This is a genomic window from Caldicellulosiruptor diazotrophicus (genome assembly GCF_017347585.1).
Taxonomy (GTDB): Bacteria; Bacillota; Thermoanaerobacteria; order Caldicellulosiruptorales; family Caldicellulosiruptoraceae; genus Caldicellulosiruptor; species Caldicellulosiruptor diazotrophicus.
The window spans coordinates 595,038-611,228 of sequence record NZ_AP024480.1 but is presented as its reverse complement, the minus strand read 5'-3'; the positions used below and the strand labels follow the sequence as shown (position 1 = coordinate 611,228).

Below are 16,191 nucleotides of genomic sequence, written 5' to 3'. Positions count from 1 at the left end.
TAAAGTTTTTTACACCATGCGATAGCCAGTTGTCTTTTTAGAAAACCAATTAGCAAAAACAAGTAGAACCAAGCTCACAACTGACTTGAAAACACCTGCAGCTGTTCCAAAAGAGTATCTGCCTGTTCCAATACCATATGTAAGTATGTAAAGGTCGATGACATCAGCAACATCTCTTGTCGCCGCAGTTCTTAAAAGAAATTGCTTTTCGAAACCTATGTTTATTATGTTTCCAATACTTAAAATTAAAAGAACTATAACTGTGGGCATTATTCCTGGCAGCGTTATGCTTATCATCTTTCTGAATCTTCCCGCACCATCAACAGTTGCAGCTTCATACAGTTCAGGATTTATTGACGTTATTGCTGCCAAGTATATAATTGTGTTCCATCCGAGTTCTTTCCAAATATCGGAAAATGTAACTATCCACCAGAAGTAGCGTGGCTCTGCCATAAACATAATTGGGTAATTTATAAGATGAATCTTTTGTAAAATTTGATTTATCACACCGCTTGGTGATAGAATTTCGTTTACTAAACTTGCCACAACAACCCACGAAACAAAGTGCGGAAGATATGAAATTGTCTGGACTGTTCTTTTAAAGCTTATATTTTTTATTTCATTTAAAAGTAAAGCTAAGATTATTGGTAGTGGAAAGCCAAATACCAACCCCATAAAACTCATTATTAATGTATTTCTCATAGCTTTGTAAAAGTCAGGGTCCTGAAACATCTCAACAAACCACTTAAATCCAACCCATTCTTGATTCCAAATAGGTTTACCAGGTTTATAATCTTGAAATGCCATAATCCAACCCCATAGCGGAACATATCTAAAAACAATAAGCCATATGATAAAAGGAAAAATCATTAAAATTAGATATCTTTGCCGCCACAGTTTTTTGTAAAGTTTTGAACTATTCATTTTAAAGCCTCCAAAAATATATTTCACATTGTTGTCCACTGTTTAGACATATACAATTTTAAAGAAAAAAATAAAATTACAATACCCTATTTTTTTGACATCTTATACCCTACAGTTTAGACATTTAAAAAACAAAAAAAGAAGCCATTTTTTGTAGCTTCTTTTCTGATATATTTATCAATTTTTTAATTTCTCTTTATACTCCTTTGGTGAAAGTCCTACATATTTTTTGAATTTTGAACAAAAATAATCAACATCTTCAAAACCAACTTTTTTGCATGTCTCAGATACCTTACATCCTTCTTTTAAAAAGACTTTAGCCTTCTCTACCCGTATTCTATCTAAATACACCGTGAAGTTTTCTCCAAATATCTTTTTAAAGAGCTTACTAAAATAAGAGCTACTGTATCCAAAAGCACTGGCAATTGTATCTAATTTTATATCTGCAAAATAGTTTCTCTCTATAAAGTCAGCAATCCTTTGTTTTAAGCTATCAGGACTTAATTTATTAATCTCATCTGCAATAGATACAAAGTAGAATTTTATCAAACCTTTTAATTCTGTTAAGGTAGGCTGTACGTAAAAATTCTTTAAAATCTCTTGGCTAAGATATTTTTCAACAAGAGGTTTATAAAGATCATTTTGGGTCAATTTATATAAAGTCTCAATATAGAAGTTTGAGAAATTTATCTTTATATCCTCTTCAGACATTCTACTATACAAAAATTGTTCACTCTTTTCTTCAACTATCCGATTAATGTTCTCAAATCCATTTAGTGCTATAGCCATTGCTAATTTTTCGGTACACTCTTTATTATCAAAGTTGACTTTTTTACCTTCAATATTTTCCATATACTCACCTATGTAAACAATTCCTTTGTATCCTAAAAGAAATCGTCTTTCAAGCAATTCTATCGCTTCCTTAAATGACTTCTTGATAAGAGTGTAGTCATCAACTTCACTACCAATTGAAATCACTACTTGGTTGCTAACTATTCTTGACAGATTTTCCTTTAATATGTTAATACTCTTGCTATTGAATGGATACCAAAAATCTTTGAAAAGAATACATATATTATGATTAACAATTGTTGAATATCCACAACAATTTCTTTTTAAAAACAAATCTATCTCTTTTTTTAATTGAGATAGTTTTTCTTCTATAACCTTTTGATTATTCTTGCTACAAAACGTTACTATAGCAACCTGATATTTATTCCATGGAAGCAAGAGCCCGTAAAAACTACTGATATAATTTATTTCATGTTCATCAAATGCTCCCAGCAAAAGTTTTTCTATTGCTTTTTCCAAACCGATTTCTTGAGTAGTCCGAACTGCCCTTTGCAGTTCAATCTCTTGACTAATCTTTTGTTTCACTTTCTCTAACTTCTGCTCAAGCATACGCGGGTCAACAGGCTTTAGCAAATAACTTTCAACACCAAGCTCAATTGCTTCTTTTGCATACTCAAACTCAGAATATCCTGAAAGAATTATAACTTTGGTATTCACACCTTCCTCTTTCAACTTTTTTATAAGCAAAAGCCCATCTATTCCAGGTATTCTGATATCAATCAATGCAACTTCAGGTTTATATTTCTTTATCTTATCTAATCCTTCTATTCCATCTTGAGCTGTGGCAACAATCTCAAATCCTAATGCTTTCCAATCAATAATTTTTTGAAGACCTTCTAATATTATAGGCTCATCGTCAATCAAAATTGCTTTTAGCAAAACCTCTTCACCTCTTTGGAATTTGAATTTCAATACTTGTGCCTTTGCCAAGTTCACTATTTATAAAAATCTTTGCCTCTTCCCCATAAAATAGTTTTAGTCTATGATAAACATTTTTCAATCCAACATGACTTTTGTCTTTGCTATCTAACGACTGTAAGACCTCCCCAAGCTTTTCCTTAGGCATTCCAGCACCATTGTCTGTAATAATTATCCTTATTGTACCATCTTTCTCAAATACCTTTATTTCAATGGTTCCTTTTCCTATCATCGGTTCAATACCATGCCTAATTGAATTTTCAACAAATGGTTGGATAATAAATGGAAGTACTTTTGATGAAAGAAGGTCATCTTGAACTTCAATTTTGTAATCTATCTTATCGCCAAATCGAAACTTTTGAATCTCTAAAAATTCTTTAACAATCTCAATTTCTTTTTCCAAAGTTATTAAATCTATTGTCATCTCAATGCTTTTCCTGAGCAAATTACTCAGCAAATAAACAACTTGAGCTATTTCATGCTGACCTGTACAAAAAGCCTTCATTCTGATAGCCTCAAGAGTATTGAATAAAAAATGAGGATTTATTTGACTACAAAGCATCTCAAACTGGATTTCTCTTTGTTTAGCAATTATTTGTTGTTTTTGTACCTCTGCCAGATACACCTGGTCAATCAAGTTTTTGATATTTTTAGCCATTGTTTTTATATTCTCTGTGAGTTGTCCAATTTCATCATTGCCTAAAATATTTATCTGTGCATCCAAATTGCCATGCGAAATTTCATTCACTTTTTTGTTCAAGATTGCAATTCTGTCAGTTATTAGTTTAGAAAATAAAAGCATAAGAAGAAGTGATACAAGCAAGTTACTGAATATAAGTGCAAACGTTATAAAAGTTATTTTGTTGACTTTTTTAAATATTTCTCTCTTCGAGAAAAAAGAAATGACTTTGAGAAAGCTGCTTCCGCTTTCACTTGCACTAATTGTACCTAAAATTGCCATTGTTTTTTTACCATCAATATTGACATTCTCAATAAGTTTGCCATCCTGAGAGGAAAAATTAAAATTCAGTTTCTTACCAACAAGATCTTTGTCCTTTGTAGCAACAACTATTCCTTTGTCAGTTATAATTAAGGTGTTCAAGTGCAATGACAACACTTCTTCAAGCTTTTCTTTTTTTATGTAAATTACCATTACACCTATTCTTTCACCATAAGAGTTTTTTATAAGCCTTATCATGCTAAAATAATACTGCGGCCGAAATGGATTATTGTCAAACACAAGCTCCCATAAAATCTTCCCATCGCCTTTTATGGCTTCTTTAAACCATTTTTGATTTTTTGTATAATCGTCAACCTTTACAATTTCGCCTGTATCAAGTAAAGTGGGATTAAAGGCATAAATTTTTATTGCATAAATATTCTTGTTGTAAATAGACATGAGATTGGAAAGCTCTGTATATGAAATATAATCATCGTAGATTTTGGATATATCTTTGTACTCTGTTGAAAGTATATTCAGAAGTTTTTTGTCAAGATATAATTTATTTGAAATATCAACAGCATTCTGTACAATATCCATAAGCTTGATTTTTACATCTTCAACATTTTTTCTTGTGTCTTTGATAGCATTTTCCAAAGCAATTGCTCTGAGGTTTAAAAAAAGAATAATCCCCAAAATAGTTTGGGGAATTAAAGCAGAAATCACAAAAGCTAATATGAATTTTTTCTTTATTTTTAAATTTGCAAAAAAGATCTTCATCTTTTCTCACCTATTTGATTTCTTTAATTTTATTTTAACTAAAACCATGACGGTCAAACAATGGAAAATTTTTAACTCTATTTTTCAATACTCAACAACGCTTCTTTACTTGCTGCTTCTAAAATTACTTCACTCCCATTTTCTTTTTGATTTACAATAGCATTAAATTGAGACTTTAACTTAAGTCCATGGAAAAGAAGTATCCAAGGCTTTTGAGTATCTTTTAATACATTTATTGAAATTTTGTCATTGTCTCTTTTTACTTCTAACTCAAGTTCTGTCTCGCCATTTGTATTCTTTACAGCTACAGAAACAGTATTCCCATCCTCCAATTCATATACATTCAATGTTACATTTTGAGCATAGTCATAATCAGGTCTTGTGTCACAACTTCCCATTGGAATTATAGAATTTGGCCTTGCTAAAAGCGGCAAGCTAAAATAATTATGTTTTTCCTTTCTCCACCTGCCACCAACAATCTTTTCACCTGTCAATATGTTTGTCCATATGCCTTCTGGAACATAATACTGAACCTCGCCATCTGGTGAAAAAATCGGAGCAACTAAGAGGCTACTTCCTAACATATATTGTCTATCAAGGTAGTTGCATGCTGGGTCATCTGGAAACTCTAACACCATAGGTCGCAAGACAGGAATTCCTTTTTCTGCTGCCTCTACAGCCTTTGCAAAGATATAAGGCATAAGTCTACATTTTAGCTTTGTGAAAAACCTCAAAACATCAACCGCTTCCTCGTCATAAAGCCAAGGAACTTTATAAGCAGAATTCCCATGAAGTCTGCTGTGTGAAGAAAGTAGCCCAAATGCAACCCATCTTTTGTAAAGATCTGGTGTTGCTGTGCTTTCAAACCCACCTATGTCATGACTCCAAAATCCAAAACCACAAAGTGAAAGTGAAAGACCACCCCTGAGCGTCTCTGCCATAGACTCATATGAAGCCAAACAGTCTCCGCCCCAGTGAACAGGAAATTTCTGGCTTCCTGCCGTCGCTGACCTTGCAAACACAACTGCATTTCCCTTGCCAAATTCTTCTTCTAATGTTTCATATACTGTCTTATTGTAAAGATAGGTGTAGTAATTGTGCATCTTTTGAGGGTCTGAACCATCAAAATAAACAACATCTGTTGGAATTCTTTCACCAAAATCTGTCTTAAAACAGTCAACCCCCATTCTAATTAACTCTTTGAGCTTTTCTGCATACCACTTGCACGCCTCTTGGTTTGTAAAATCAACAATAGCCATACCAGGCTGCCAATCATCTGTCTGCCATACATCACCATTTGGCTTTTTCAAAAAATATCCTCTTTCTTTGCCTTCGTCAAAAAGTTTTGAAAGCTGAGATATATAGGGATTTATCCAAACACATATTTTTACTCCCTTTTCTTTTAGACGCTTTAGCATCTGCGATGGTTCAGGAAAAACCCTTCTGTCCCACTCAAAATCAACCCAGTGCATATCCTTCATCCAGAAACAGTCAAAGTGAAATACATGAAGTGGAATACCCCTTTGGATCATTCCGTCTATAAAGCTTGTAACTGTCTTTTCATCATAGTTTGTAGTAAATGAGGTTGTAAGCCAAAGTCCAAAAGACCATGCTGGAGGAAGCTTCGGCCGACCTGTGAGTTTTGTGTAATTTTCCAAAACATTTTTCATGCTGCTGCCACCAATTAGGAAATACTCTAAATATTCACCTTCCACAGAAAACTGGACTCTTTCCACATTCTCAGTGGCAACTTCAAATGATACACGTCCTGGGTCATTCACAAAAACACCATAACCACGGTTTGTAATGTAAAAAGGAATGTTTTTGTAAGCAAGCTCAGAGATCGTACCACCATCTTCATTCCACATATCAACCACTTGTCCGTTTTTAACAAAAGGGGTAAACCTCTCACCCAGCCCATAAACACTTTCGCCAACACTCAAAGAAAGCTGTTCTCTCATGTAAGTAGTATTGTCAGGCATGATTGCGTAACCAAGATATTTATAACCATTTCTTGTTAGATATTTATCTTCATAGTAATATGTTACTCCCCACTCACCTTTTTTACTAATGGTAGCTTTGAGCTTTCCACTTGTTATTACAATATTATCCGAAAAATCTTCTATCAAAGGACAATATTCTTCTTTATAAAATTCAAAATGTGGCTTTTTATCTTTTTGACCCTTGTAATGCCAAATTTGCACTCTTATAACATTCTCAAAAGGTGAGGAAAAACGTACGGTAAAAACAGGTCCTTGTAGAGTTTGTCCCCTGTTTGTAATAGATTGAGCTGGCGCGAAAATAGTAACTGTATCTTTTGCAACTTCATAATCATACACATGAGCTGGATGATATAATCTTACTCCATCTTTTACACGCCAAAAGCCATCTGTAAATTTCATTTTAAAATCCCACCTTTATATTATTAAGCTTGTCACTGGCAAAAGAAAATTAAAGAAACAATCCAGTTTTATTATACACACCTTCTTTTTATATCTCTCATACTCTTTTGCAAAAAAGTATAAATGATTTGCTCTAAAATAACTTTTACATGGCTAACTAAATATTTTTTTTGTATTTAAATGGAGTAACACCTACATGCTCTTTAAATACTTTTATAAAATAGCTCACATTATTAAATCCTACTTCAAATGCAATTTCAGAAATACTCATGTTTGTGTTTTTGATAAGCTCAATTGCTTTTTCAACCCTGAACTTATTTATGTAATCAACTGGTGTAAGATGAGTAATCTCCTTAAAAAGACGACAAAAATAGAATTTGCTCAGGTTTGCAAGCTTTGCGAGCAGGTCAACATCTATATCAGATGAGTAGTTAGAATTGATATAATCAAGTGCAGATTTTATCTTTTCAATTTTCAAATCAAGTTCTCTATCAGAATTGCTGGCTGTTATACGTCCATTATTAAAAAGATTATAAAATAAACCGAACAAATAGCCTTTTACTAAAAGCTCATAACCTTTTGGCTTTTCTTTCCACACTGTTATTATATTCGAAATTAGTTCTCCTATTCGTTCATCATCAAAACTATTTTGAACAAGCAATCTTCTTTCTAAAATAGGCTGCAAATATTTGCTTTTACATATATCTGGTCCTCCAGAAAATAGCATATTCAAGCTAAATACAATTGCATAAGGTTCGGGATTATTTTCTGCTTTTCCACCGTGAATTGAACCACAGTTGACAAATAAAAACTGTTTTGGCCCTAAAAAATACTCCTTGCCGTCTATTCTAAAACTTGCCGTTCCTTTTTCAAGATAGACTATCTCAAATTCATCATGCCAATGAGGTAGAAGAGTATTGTTTTCGTGAACAAATATTTTTTCATATACATTTATAGGAAACACCACACTGCCATGTTGAACCTTTTCTTTGAGCCTCAACCTTTCATCCATTGCAATTTCCCCACTTTTTTGTATGTTTTCAATAAAAGCAATATACTAATCTTAAATAAATTTTATCACAAGCACAACAAAATAAAAAGCTGCCACAAATTTTGGACTGCGGCAGCTTTTCATCTACATGATAATATTTTACTTTTTCATCTTCATAACCTCTTTTGCTTTATTTACAATCTCTTCTGCTGTGAGCTTGTAGTATTTCAAAACATCCTCAGGCTTTCCTGACCTTCCAAACTCATCATTAACACCAACCATTTTTACCGGTGTAGGATAATTTTGAATCAAAACCTCAGACACAGCACTTCCAAAACCACCCAAGATATTATGTTCTTCTGCTGTGACAATACAGCCAGTGGCTTTTGCAACATCTAAAATCAAATCAACATCAAGTGGTTTTACGCACGGCATGTCAACAAGATAAACCGATATTCCTTCCTCTTGAAGCATTTTTGCTGCTTTTATAGCTTCATGGACCATTAGCCCTGTTGCTAAAATTCCAACATCTGTTCCTTTTTGTAGAACAATACCTTTCCCAAGTTCAAGTTTTAGTTCACCTTTCTTGTAAATCTCCTCAACAGCAAGTCTTCCCAAACGAATATAAACAGGTCCTTCATGTTCAATTGCAAGCCTTACGCATTCATGCGTAGATGCAGCATCAGAAGGAGAAAGCACTACCATTCCAGGAATTACTCTCATTAAAGCTATATCTTCAAGCATCTGATGAGATGCACCATCTTCGCCAATTGATACACCTGCATGTGACGCTCCAATCTTGACATTTAGATGTGGATAGCCTATTGAGTTTCTCACCTGGTCATAAGCTCTTCCAGCGGCAAAGATTGCAAATGTGCTTGCAAATGGAATTTTACCACATGTTGCAAGTCCTGCTGCTGTTGCCATAAGGTCTTGCTCTGCAATTCCTATATTGAAAAACCTGTCAGGAAACTTTTTCTTGAAAATCTCTGTTCTTGTTGACTTTGAAAGGTCAGCATCAAGCACAACAATGTCTTTGTATATTTCACCAAACTCAGCCAATGCCTGACCGTATGCTTCTCTTGTTGCTATTTTTGCCATTTTAATTTTACACCTCCAAATTTTCTAACTGCTTTTGTAGCTCATCTAAAGCTTTTTGAGCTTGTTCTTTATTTGGTGCTGTCCCATGCCAGCCAGCTTCATTTTCCATAAAAGATACGCCTTTACCTTTAACTGTCTCAGCAATTATAATTGTCGGTTTCCCTTTTATTGTTTTTGCTTCATTTACAGCCTTTTCAATCTGGTTAAAATCGTGACCATCAATTTTTATAACATGCCAGCCAAATGCTTTAAATTTCTCTTCTACAGGTTCAGGTGACATAACCTCTGTGATTTTTCCATCTATCTGAAGCCCATTGTGGTCTAAAAAGGCTGTAAGATTGTCAAGCTTGTAATGTGCAGCTGTCATTGCAGCTTCCCAAATTTGACCTTCCTGAATCTCGCCATCACCAATTAAAACATAAACTCTGTAATTTTTCCCATCCAGTTTTGCAGCCAATGCCATACCGTTTGCAACAGACAAACCCTGACCCAAAGACCCTGTTGACATCTCAACACCAGAAACTTTCTTCATGTCAGGATGGCCTTGGAGATTTGAATATATCTGTCTAAAACCTGTAAGCTCATCTTTGCTGATGAAACCCTTTTCAGCTAAAACTGCGTACAAAAGCGGGGATGCATGTCCTTTGGAAAGAACAAACCTGTCTCTGTCAGGGTCTTTTGGATTTTTAGGATCAATGTTCATTTCAACAAAGTAAAGATATGTCAAAATTTCAACACCAGAAAGTGAACCGCCAGGGTGACCAGAGCCTGCAGATGCAGTTTGAATAATTATGCTCTTTCTTATCTCTGTTGCTATTTTTTTGAGTTCAATTTCTTTTGCTCTATCCATTGTCTTTTTTAAACCTCCTTTGCAAAATACAATATTTGGTTTGTGTTTTGGCTTTAAAAATGAATTTTTCAAACTATCTTTTCCTTTTATATTATATCATATTGTTCATTTTTTACTCAAACAGAAAAACCTTCACCCAAGACTTCACGGACATCTGTCAGAATAACAAAAGCACGCTTATCAACGCTTTTTACAAGGTTTTTTACACGACTCACTTCATGTCTTTTTACAACACATAGTAGAACATTTTTCTCTGTCCTTGTCCACATGCCTATGCCATGAAGACCTGTAACTCCCCTGTCAAGTTCCTTTAAAATTTTTTCAGCAATTACCTCAGATTTATCTGAGATTATTATGAGCGCCTTCGCAAAGTTTACACCTTCAAGTATTGCATCAATCAGCTTTGAACATGCAAATAGAGTTAAAATTGCCCAAAGTCCAAGCTCATAGCTTTTAAACACAACCGATGCAAGTACAATAACAGCTATATCAAGCCCTAAAAGAATTTGACCAACAGAAATAAACGAAATATATTTGTGAATAATCTTTGCCAACATCTCTGTTCCACCAGTTGTTGCACCAAAAAGTAGAACAATTGCAAGACCAATCCCCATCAGCGCTCCTCCAAACACCGACGCTAAAAGCTTATCATATGTAATACATGGCACAAATGTTGTTGTGTCTGTGAGCACCGAAAGTATTATTGTCCCGTAAACGCTTTTCACACCAAAGTCCACGCCAATTGTCCTAACACCAAGAATAAATGCAGGAATATTTAATGCAAGCATTGTCATACCAACAGGAAGCTTGTAGTGTGAAACATAATATACAACTGTTGCAATTCCCGAAAAACCACCCGCTGCAATCTTATTTGGAACAAGAAAAAGATTCAGCGACAAGGCAACCAAAAGCGAACCGAAAGTTATTGCAGCATATTCATATAAAACTCTGAAAATTTTTTTTAGCATTTATCTTCCCCCAAATATCCTAATTTTCAAAACAATAAATACAAATTTAGGAAGCACAAGCATCCTTTTGAACCTCCAGGGCTGGGTAATTAACCTATAAAACCATTCAAGACCAAGCTTTTGGAACATCTTGGGTGCTCTTTTTACCTCACCTGACAAAACATCAAGACTACCACCAACGCCCATAATAAGCTTACATTTGAGCTTCTTTTTATTTTTGTAAATCCATTCTTCTTGTCTTTTCATACCCATTGCAACAAATAAAACATCTGGTTTTGAGGAGTTTATAATCTCTACAACTGTATCATTTTCTTCTTCACTAAAATATCCATGATACACCCCGCAAATTTCCAAACTTCTAAATTGTTTTAAAAGATTTTCTTTCGCTTTTTCAGCAACTCCCGGTTTCGCACCAAGTAAAAATACTTTTGCTCCTTTTTTTTCAAGAACTGTCATAAGAGACATCATAAGGTCAAAACCTGTGACCCTTTCATACAGCTTTTCACCAAAATACTTTGATGCCCACACAACACCAATACCATCTGGTACGTTTAAGTCACTCGAATTTAAAATTTTTTTAAATTTCTCATCCCTTTGAGACAGCATTATCATCTCTACATTGGGCGTAAATACTACTTTGGGTGAAGATGCAGATAAAAAGTCAATACATTTTTTCTTTGCCTTGTCAAAATTGATACAATCAATCCTTACACCCAAAACATTGATGCTCTTTCTTTTCTTGATTGAGGTTAAGGCTTCTTTTAAAATCTCAAATGATTTTTCCGCCTTTTGAATCATATTGTTTGTTGTTTGTTCAATTTTCTTTTGAATTTTTGACTCATTAAGCATATACTGGATATTTAAAAGAACATTGTTAATATCAAAACTGTCAACATAACCAGCTGGTTTTAGCCCATACATTTTAAGAAAACTGTCAATTTTGGGGTCATAAGATATTCCAATAAACCTTTTGTTCATTTTAGCCGCAAATATTAGACTGTGAAGACGCATACCAACTATTAAGTCGAAATATCTAAAAATACCTAAAAGTTCATGAGGTTGAAAATTCTCAGAGAGAATACATGGTTTATTCTTCATTTTTGAGACAATCTCGTTTATCTTTATTATGTCCCACTTACCCTGAAAAGGAATAAAAACCACATTATATCCTTCATCTTCTATAAGAATGTCAGCAATTTGAGCAATTTTGACAGTCATGTCCTTTTCTTTTTTCCATTTCCTTACTACTATTCCTATTGTCTTTCTACTCAAATCGATATTATAAGTTTGAAATAATTTTTCAACTCTTTTTTCACAGCAAGGACTTAGCAAAAATGCAGGATCTGCTGAGAGGTCTATTTTGTTTTTAAGTTTCAGTCTGTGTAAAAGGTCAAAAGAATCATAGTCTCTTACTGTAATATAATCAGCAAGTTTGATTATATGTTTGAAAACCAAGACATTATACCACTTCTTTATTGGTCCTATCCCCTGAGAAAAAATAAAAACCTTTTTGCCAAATAGTTTTGCAATAAAAATTTGAAAGAGGTAATAATAAAGACTTCTATTGCTTGTCTCATTTTGAAAAAGACTTCCTCCACCAGAAATAAAAATATCACATCTTTTTATTGCTTTTACAACTTTCCAAATCTTTTTTCTATTTACAGAGTCTATTTTGTAAATCTTGCTTGTAAGCTGCGGTCTTGATGAAAGAACAACAATATTTATGTCTTCATTTTCTTGTCTTTCATATTCTCTCAGCCTATCTATCAAAACCCTTAGTATGGCTTCATCACCAGTATTTAATTGTCCATAATATCCTGATATTACAATATTTTTCATTCTTTTTCTCACCCAAAATTATTATTTTTGAATAAACTTAAGTTTTGTTGCAGAAAATAAACCTTGAAAGTTGCAAAATTTAAATCAAAATGGAGGTATTAAAGATGCCAGATAGAATCACATGTAATGTTTCCGACTGCATGTATTGGGATAATAAAAGATGCACAGCACCATCAATTGAAGTCTCTGTAGATGGTGGCGGTTCTTCTGCTCAAGGAACAAAGGAGAAAACAAACTGCCACACATACCAACTCAGAAGATAATACCTATCTTTTTACTTCACTTCCATAAGGACAGACCCTCATGCATATGCCACACACCTGACCACGCCCTATGAATTTAAACTTTTCTTTCATGTAACTGCTACATGCATGGGGGTCTATCATCTCGTTTCTATCAATACCTAAATGCCATATTCTTCCATAAATTGCTTGTGCAGGACAGCTCACAACACAAAGATTACAATCTCCACATTTAGGTTCAATAATATTATTTTTTATCCCATTTTCTGGTTCATATGTTGTTAAAATTGTTCCAAGTCGCACGCGCGGACCAAATTTTTCATGAACAAAAAGATTACTTTTCCCGATAAAACCCATACTAGACAGTACAGCACCTATTTTGTGTGAAAGTACCCCAGAAAATCCATTGTCCTTACCATGGACGCTCTGTGATGCAGCAATACTATAAGCATAATACCCTTTTGATTCTAAAAACAATACACCTTTTAAGGTTAGAAGGTCAATGAGGTTATTTACAGCTCTGTAATGATGATAGTATGTAAACGTTGGTGAGTCTACAATCTCGTTTACGATGGCATCTGAAAGCTTTATAACCACTGTTATACATGTTCTAAATATTTTTAGTTCTTCCGGAAGATATAAACTTATAGAAGAAAATCCTACATCACTCGCACCCTCAAAAATTAACATCTTTTTGAGTTCTTCTAAGAGCATTTTTCAATCATCTCTCTTTGGCTAGAACTAAAATACAAAATTCAAGACTTCTTCAATATTTGACATTCCAAAAACTTCGATTGTACCATCAATTTGGATTGTCTCCATATTTCTTTTTGGGATGATAGCCCTTTTAAACCCAAGCTTTTTGGCTTCGCTCAATCTCTTTTCTATATTTGACACAGCTCTAATTTCGCCTGTCAAACCCACTTCACCTATTAATACAGTATCTCCAATGGGAACTCCTTTATAACTTGAAGCTATAGCACATACAATAGCAAGGTCTGCTGCAGGCTCTGAAACCTTAAATCCACCTGCTACATTTACATATATATCTTGAGTATTTAATGCAAATCCCATTTTTTTTTCAAGCACAGCACAGAGCATCACACATCTGTTGTAATCAATTCCGGTTACCGTCCTTCTTGGTGTACCAAAAGATGTTGGAGTGCTAAGTGCCTGTATCTCTAAAAGAATAGACCTTGTTCCTTCTATTGCAGAGTAAATAGCAACACCCTCTACATTGTAGCTACTTTCCAAGAAAATGCTTGAAGGATTTTTTACCTCAACCAGTCCACTGTCTGTCATCTCAAAAATTCCTAACTGATTTGTAGGTCCAAATCTATTTTTGTAAGCTCTGATTACTCTGTAGGTGTTAAACCTCTCTCCTTCAAAATACAAAACACAGTCAACCATGTGTTCTAAAACCCTTGGTCCTGCAATAAGACCATCTTTTGTAACATGCCCAACAATAACTGTTGTCACATTATAAGTCTTTGCGATTTTTAAAAGCTGCATTGTTACGTCTCTGACCTGGGTTACACTTCCAGGTGCTGATTGGTTTTCAGGTACATACATAGTTTGTATGGAATCAATTATAACAAACTCTGGTTTTGTTTCTAAGATAACATTTCTTACTAAATCAAAATTGGTTTCACACACAACATCAAAGTTTCCATCTATGTTGAGTCTTTGTGCTCGAAGCTTTAGTTGGTTTGCCCCTTCCTCTCCTGATACATACAATACTTTAATTTTTTTACTTAATATATTTGCAACCTGTAAAAGCAGGGTTGATTTTCCAATCCCCGGCTCACCACCAAGTAAAATAAGCTCTCCCTTCACAAATCCCCCACCAAGGACAGTATCCAGCTCTTCTAATCCAGACAAAAATCTTTCTTCATTTGTACTGACATTAGAAAGCTTTAGTGTTGCTAAAGTCTCAGTCGAAATTGAGAAAGTTTCTTTTTTGTTTTGGTCTATTCTTTCAAGTACAAAGCTGTCCCAGCTTGAACAGTTTGGACATCTTCCAAGCCATTTTGAGGTTTTAAAGCCACACTCCTGACAAATATAAATGCTCTTTGTTTTCATTTTACTTTCTCCTCAGAATCATTTTAAATCTATACGATATATTTTTATCATATTTTCACCCTTTTATAAAGAGTTATGATATAATCTAATCGAAGGTTATTTAAGTTGAGGAGGTCTGTCTTTCAAAAATGAAAGTTTTGCACCTTATAAGCGGTGGTGATACAGGAGGAGCAAAAACACATATAATAAACCTGTGTTCAAAGCTAAAAGATCTTGTTAGTCTTAAAATTATATGTTTCATGTATGGGCAATTCTACGAAGAGGTAAAAAATGCTGGAATTGATATAGATGTTATTCAACAATCTTCTCGATTTGATTTAAGCGTGGTTGATAAAATTGCGCATATTGTTGCGGTTGAAGGTTATGATATAATTCATTGCCACGGCGCAAGAGCAAATTTCATTGGAATGTTTCTAAAACAAAAAATCAAAAATATACCATTTATTACAACAGTACATAGCGATTTTGATTTAGATTTTCAAGATGTTTTTTATAAAAGAGTAGTATTTTCATTTCTTAACAAACTTGCTTTAAAAAGATTTGATTATTTTATTTCTGTGGGATCTGCATTAGTTGACAAAATAAAAGGACTTGGAGTAAGAGAAGATAGGATTTTTCTTTTGTACAATGGTTTTGATTTTTCAAAAGAGATACATTATGTGCAAAAGGATGAGTTTTTATCGAAGTTTCTTGACAGAAAAGTATTTGATTCTAAAATAGTTATAGGAAACTTGAGCAGGTTATATAAGGTAAAAGGTTTAGATGTATTTATAAAAGCCGCCAGTATAATAGCTAAAAAACATTCTGATGTCATTTTTTTAATCGGTGGAAGTGGTCCTCAAAAGGAGTTTTTAAAGCAGATGATAAGTAAGTACAACTTAACTGATAGAGTATTTCTACTTGGCAGTATAAAAAATCCATATGACTTTTTTAATAGCATAGATATAAATGTTATAAGTTCATACTCTGAAACCTTTCCCTATTCTATCTTAGAAGCCACAGCACTTGAAAAGTGTTGTATATCAAGTAAAGTTGGTTCTGTGCCTGATTTAATTGAAGATGGAAAAAACGGCTTTTTATTTGATATTGGAGATTATAAAGGACTTGCTCAAAAGATAGAAATTCTTATGCAAAATAAAGAACTTATCAAAGAATTTGGACAACTTCTTTCTAAAAAAGCAAAAGAAAAGTTTTCCGCAGAAAATATGGCAATGATGCAATCTGAGATTTATAAAAGCATACTTTTGAAAAAATAAAAGGGCTACTTGCTTTAAAAACCTCATTTTAAAACCTTATAGCAAA

The 16,191-nt window shown here is 33.7% G+C and carries 13 protein-coding genes; 2 read left to right on the top strand and 11 right to left on the bottom strand.

Translation table 11 applies throughout. The features are described 5' to 3' along the window. Positions 1–9: 9 nt before the first annotated feature. From CaldiYA01_RS02665 to csaB, 9 genes are all read right to left on the bottom strand, one after another. A complete protein-coding gene (locus CaldiYA01_RS02665; protein WP_207181061.1) occupies positions 10–924 on the bottom strand; it encodes an ABC transporter permease in 915 nt (304 codons plus the stop codon). A gap of 177 nt (positions 925–1,101) precedes the next feature. After that, a complete protein-coding gene (locus CaldiYA01_RS02660; protein WP_207181059.1) occupies positions 1,102–2,655 on the bottom strand; it encodes a response regulator transcription factor in 1,554 nt (517 codons plus the stop codon). Between the two features lie 7 nt (positions 2,656–2,662). Further along, entirely contained in the window at positions 2,663–4,414 is a 1,752-nt protein-coding gene (locus tag CaldiYA01_RS02655; protein ID WP_207181057.1) for a sensor histidine kinase, read from the bottom strand. Positions 4,415–4,491: 77 nt separating this feature from the next. After that, positions 4,492–6,816: an alpha-xylosidase gene (gene yicI / locus CaldiYA01_RS02650; RefSeq protein ID WP_207181055.1), complete on the bottom strand. Its 2,325-nt coding sequence runs from the start codon at positions 6,814–6,816 to the stop codon at positions 4,492–4,494. 157 nt (positions 6,817–6,973) lie between these two features. Continuing rightward, positions 6,974–7,828 carry an AraC family transcriptional regulator gene (locus tag CaldiYA01_RS02645; protein WP_207181049.1) on the bottom strand — a complete coding sequence of 285 codons (855 nt, stop codon included), beginning with the start codon at positions 7,826–7,828 and terminating at the stop codon, positions 6,974–6,976. 138 nt (positions 7,829–7,966) lie between these two features. Then, the gene (locus CaldiYA01_RS02640; RefSeq protein ID WP_207181047.1) at positions 7,967–8,908 is read right to left on the bottom strand and encodes a transketolase family protein; all 942 of its coding nucleotides are present in this window, start codon (positions 8,906–8,908) and stop codon (positions 7,967–7,969) included. 7 nt (positions 8,909–8,915) lie between these two features. Continuing rightward, complete coding sequence (locus CaldiYA01_RS02635) at positions 8,916–9,758, bottom strand: transketolase (RefSeq protein ID WP_207181045.1); 843 nt, start codon at positions 9,756–9,758, stop codon at positions 8,916–8,918. 116 nt (positions 9,759–9,874) lie between these two features. Further along, positions 9,875–10,726, bottom strand: a complete 852-nt coding sequence (locus CaldiYA01_RS02630; protein WP_207181044.1) for a YitT family protein — start codon at positions 10,724–10,726, stop codon at positions 9,875–9,877. Next, complete coding sequence (csaB, locus tag CaldiYA01_RS02625; protein ID WP_207181043.1) at positions 10,727–12,565, bottom strand: polysaccharide pyruvyl transferase CsaB; 1,839 nt, start codon at positions 12,563–12,565, stop codon at positions 10,727–10,729. Between the two features lie 104 nt (positions 12,566–12,669). Between csaB and CaldiYA01_RS02620 the strand changes: the two genes are divergently transcribed. After that, positions 12,670–12,828 (top strand): DUF1540 domain-containing protein, encoded by a 159-nt coding sequence (locus CaldiYA01_RS02620; RefSeq protein ID WP_013429637.1) that lies wholly within the window; start codon positions 12,670–12,672, stop codon positions 12,826–12,828. A 3-nt stretch (positions 12,829–12,831) separates the two neighbouring features. On the opposite strand, the gene CaldiYA01_RS02615 is transcribed toward CaldiYA01_RS02620, so the two are convergent. Together CaldiYA01_RS02615 and radA are read right to left on the bottom strand one after the other, a co-directional pair. Then, entirely contained in the window at positions 12,832–13,521 is a 690-nt protein-coding gene (locus CaldiYA01_RS02615; RefSeq protein WP_207181042.1) for a 4Fe-4S double cluster binding domain-containing protein, read from the bottom strand. Positions 13,522–13,548: 27 nt separating this feature from the next. Then, positions 13,549–14,889 (bottom strand): DNA repair protein RadA, encoded by a 1,341-nt coding sequence (gene radA, locus CaldiYA01_RS02610; protein ID WP_207181041.1) that lies wholly within the window; start codon positions 14,887–14,889, stop codon positions 13,549–13,551. Between the two features lie 128 nt (positions 14,890–15,017). Between radA and CaldiYA01_RS02605 the strand changes: the two genes are divergently transcribed. Then, positions 15,018–16,145, top strand: a complete 1,128-nt coding sequence (locus CaldiYA01_RS02605; RefSeq protein WP_207181040.1) for a glycosyltransferase — start codon at positions 15,018–15,020, stop codon at positions 16,143–16,145. The last annotated feature ends 46 nt before the right edge of the window (positions 16,146–16,191 follow it).

Excerpts from the sequence above, each read along its gene's own strand:
- CaldiYA01_RS02665 (WP_207181061.1), bottom strand. The coding sequence starts at position 924 with ATGAATAGTTCAAAACTTTACAAAAAACTGTGGCGGCAAAGATATCTA.
- CaldiYA01_RS02655 (WP_207181057.1), bottom strand. The coding sequence starts at position 4,414 with ATGAAGATCTTTTTTGCAAATTTAAAAATAAAGAAAAAATTCATATTA.
- yicI (WP_207181055.1), bottom strand. The coding sequence starts at position 6,816 with ATGAAATTTACAGATGGCTTTTGGCGTGTAAAAGATGGAGTAAGATTA.
- CaldiYA01_RS02645 (WP_207181049.1), bottom strand. The coding sequence starts at position 7,828 with ATGGATGAAAGGTTGAGGCTCAAAGAAAAGGTTCAACATGGCAGTGTG.
- CaldiYA01_RS02640 (WP_207181047.1), bottom strand. The coding sequence starts at position 8,908 with ATGGCAAAAATAGCAACAAGAGAAGCATACGGTCAGGCATTGGCTGAG.
- CaldiYA01_RS02635 (WP_207181045.1), bottom strand. The coding sequence starts at position 9,758 with ATGGATAGAGCAAAAGAAATTGAACTCAAAAAAATAGCAACAGAGATA.
- CaldiYA01_RS02630 (WP_207181044.1), bottom strand. The coding sequence starts at position 10,726 with ATGCTAAAAAAAATTTTCAGAGTTTTATATGAATATGCTGCAATAACT.
- csaB (WP_207181043.1), bottom strand. The coding sequence starts at position 12,565 with ATGAAAAATATTGTAATATCAGGATATTATGGACAATTAAATACTGGT.
- CaldiYA01_RS02620 (WP_013429637.1), top strand. The coding sequence starts at position 12,670 with ATGCCAGATAGAATCACATGTAATGTTTCCGACTGCATGTATTGGGAT.
- CaldiYA01_RS02615 (WP_207181042.1), bottom strand. The coding sequence starts at position 13,521 with ATGCTCTTAGAAGAACTCAAAAAGATGTTAATTTTTGAGGGTGCGAGT.
- radA (WP_207181041.1), bottom strand. The coding sequence starts at position 14,889 with ATGAAAACAAAGAGCATTTATATTTGTCAGGAGTGTGGCTTTAAAACC.
- CaldiYA01_RS02605 (WP_207181040.1), top strand. The coding sequence starts at position 15,018 with ATGAAAGTTTTGCACCTTATAAGCGGTGGTGATACAGGAGGAGCAAAA.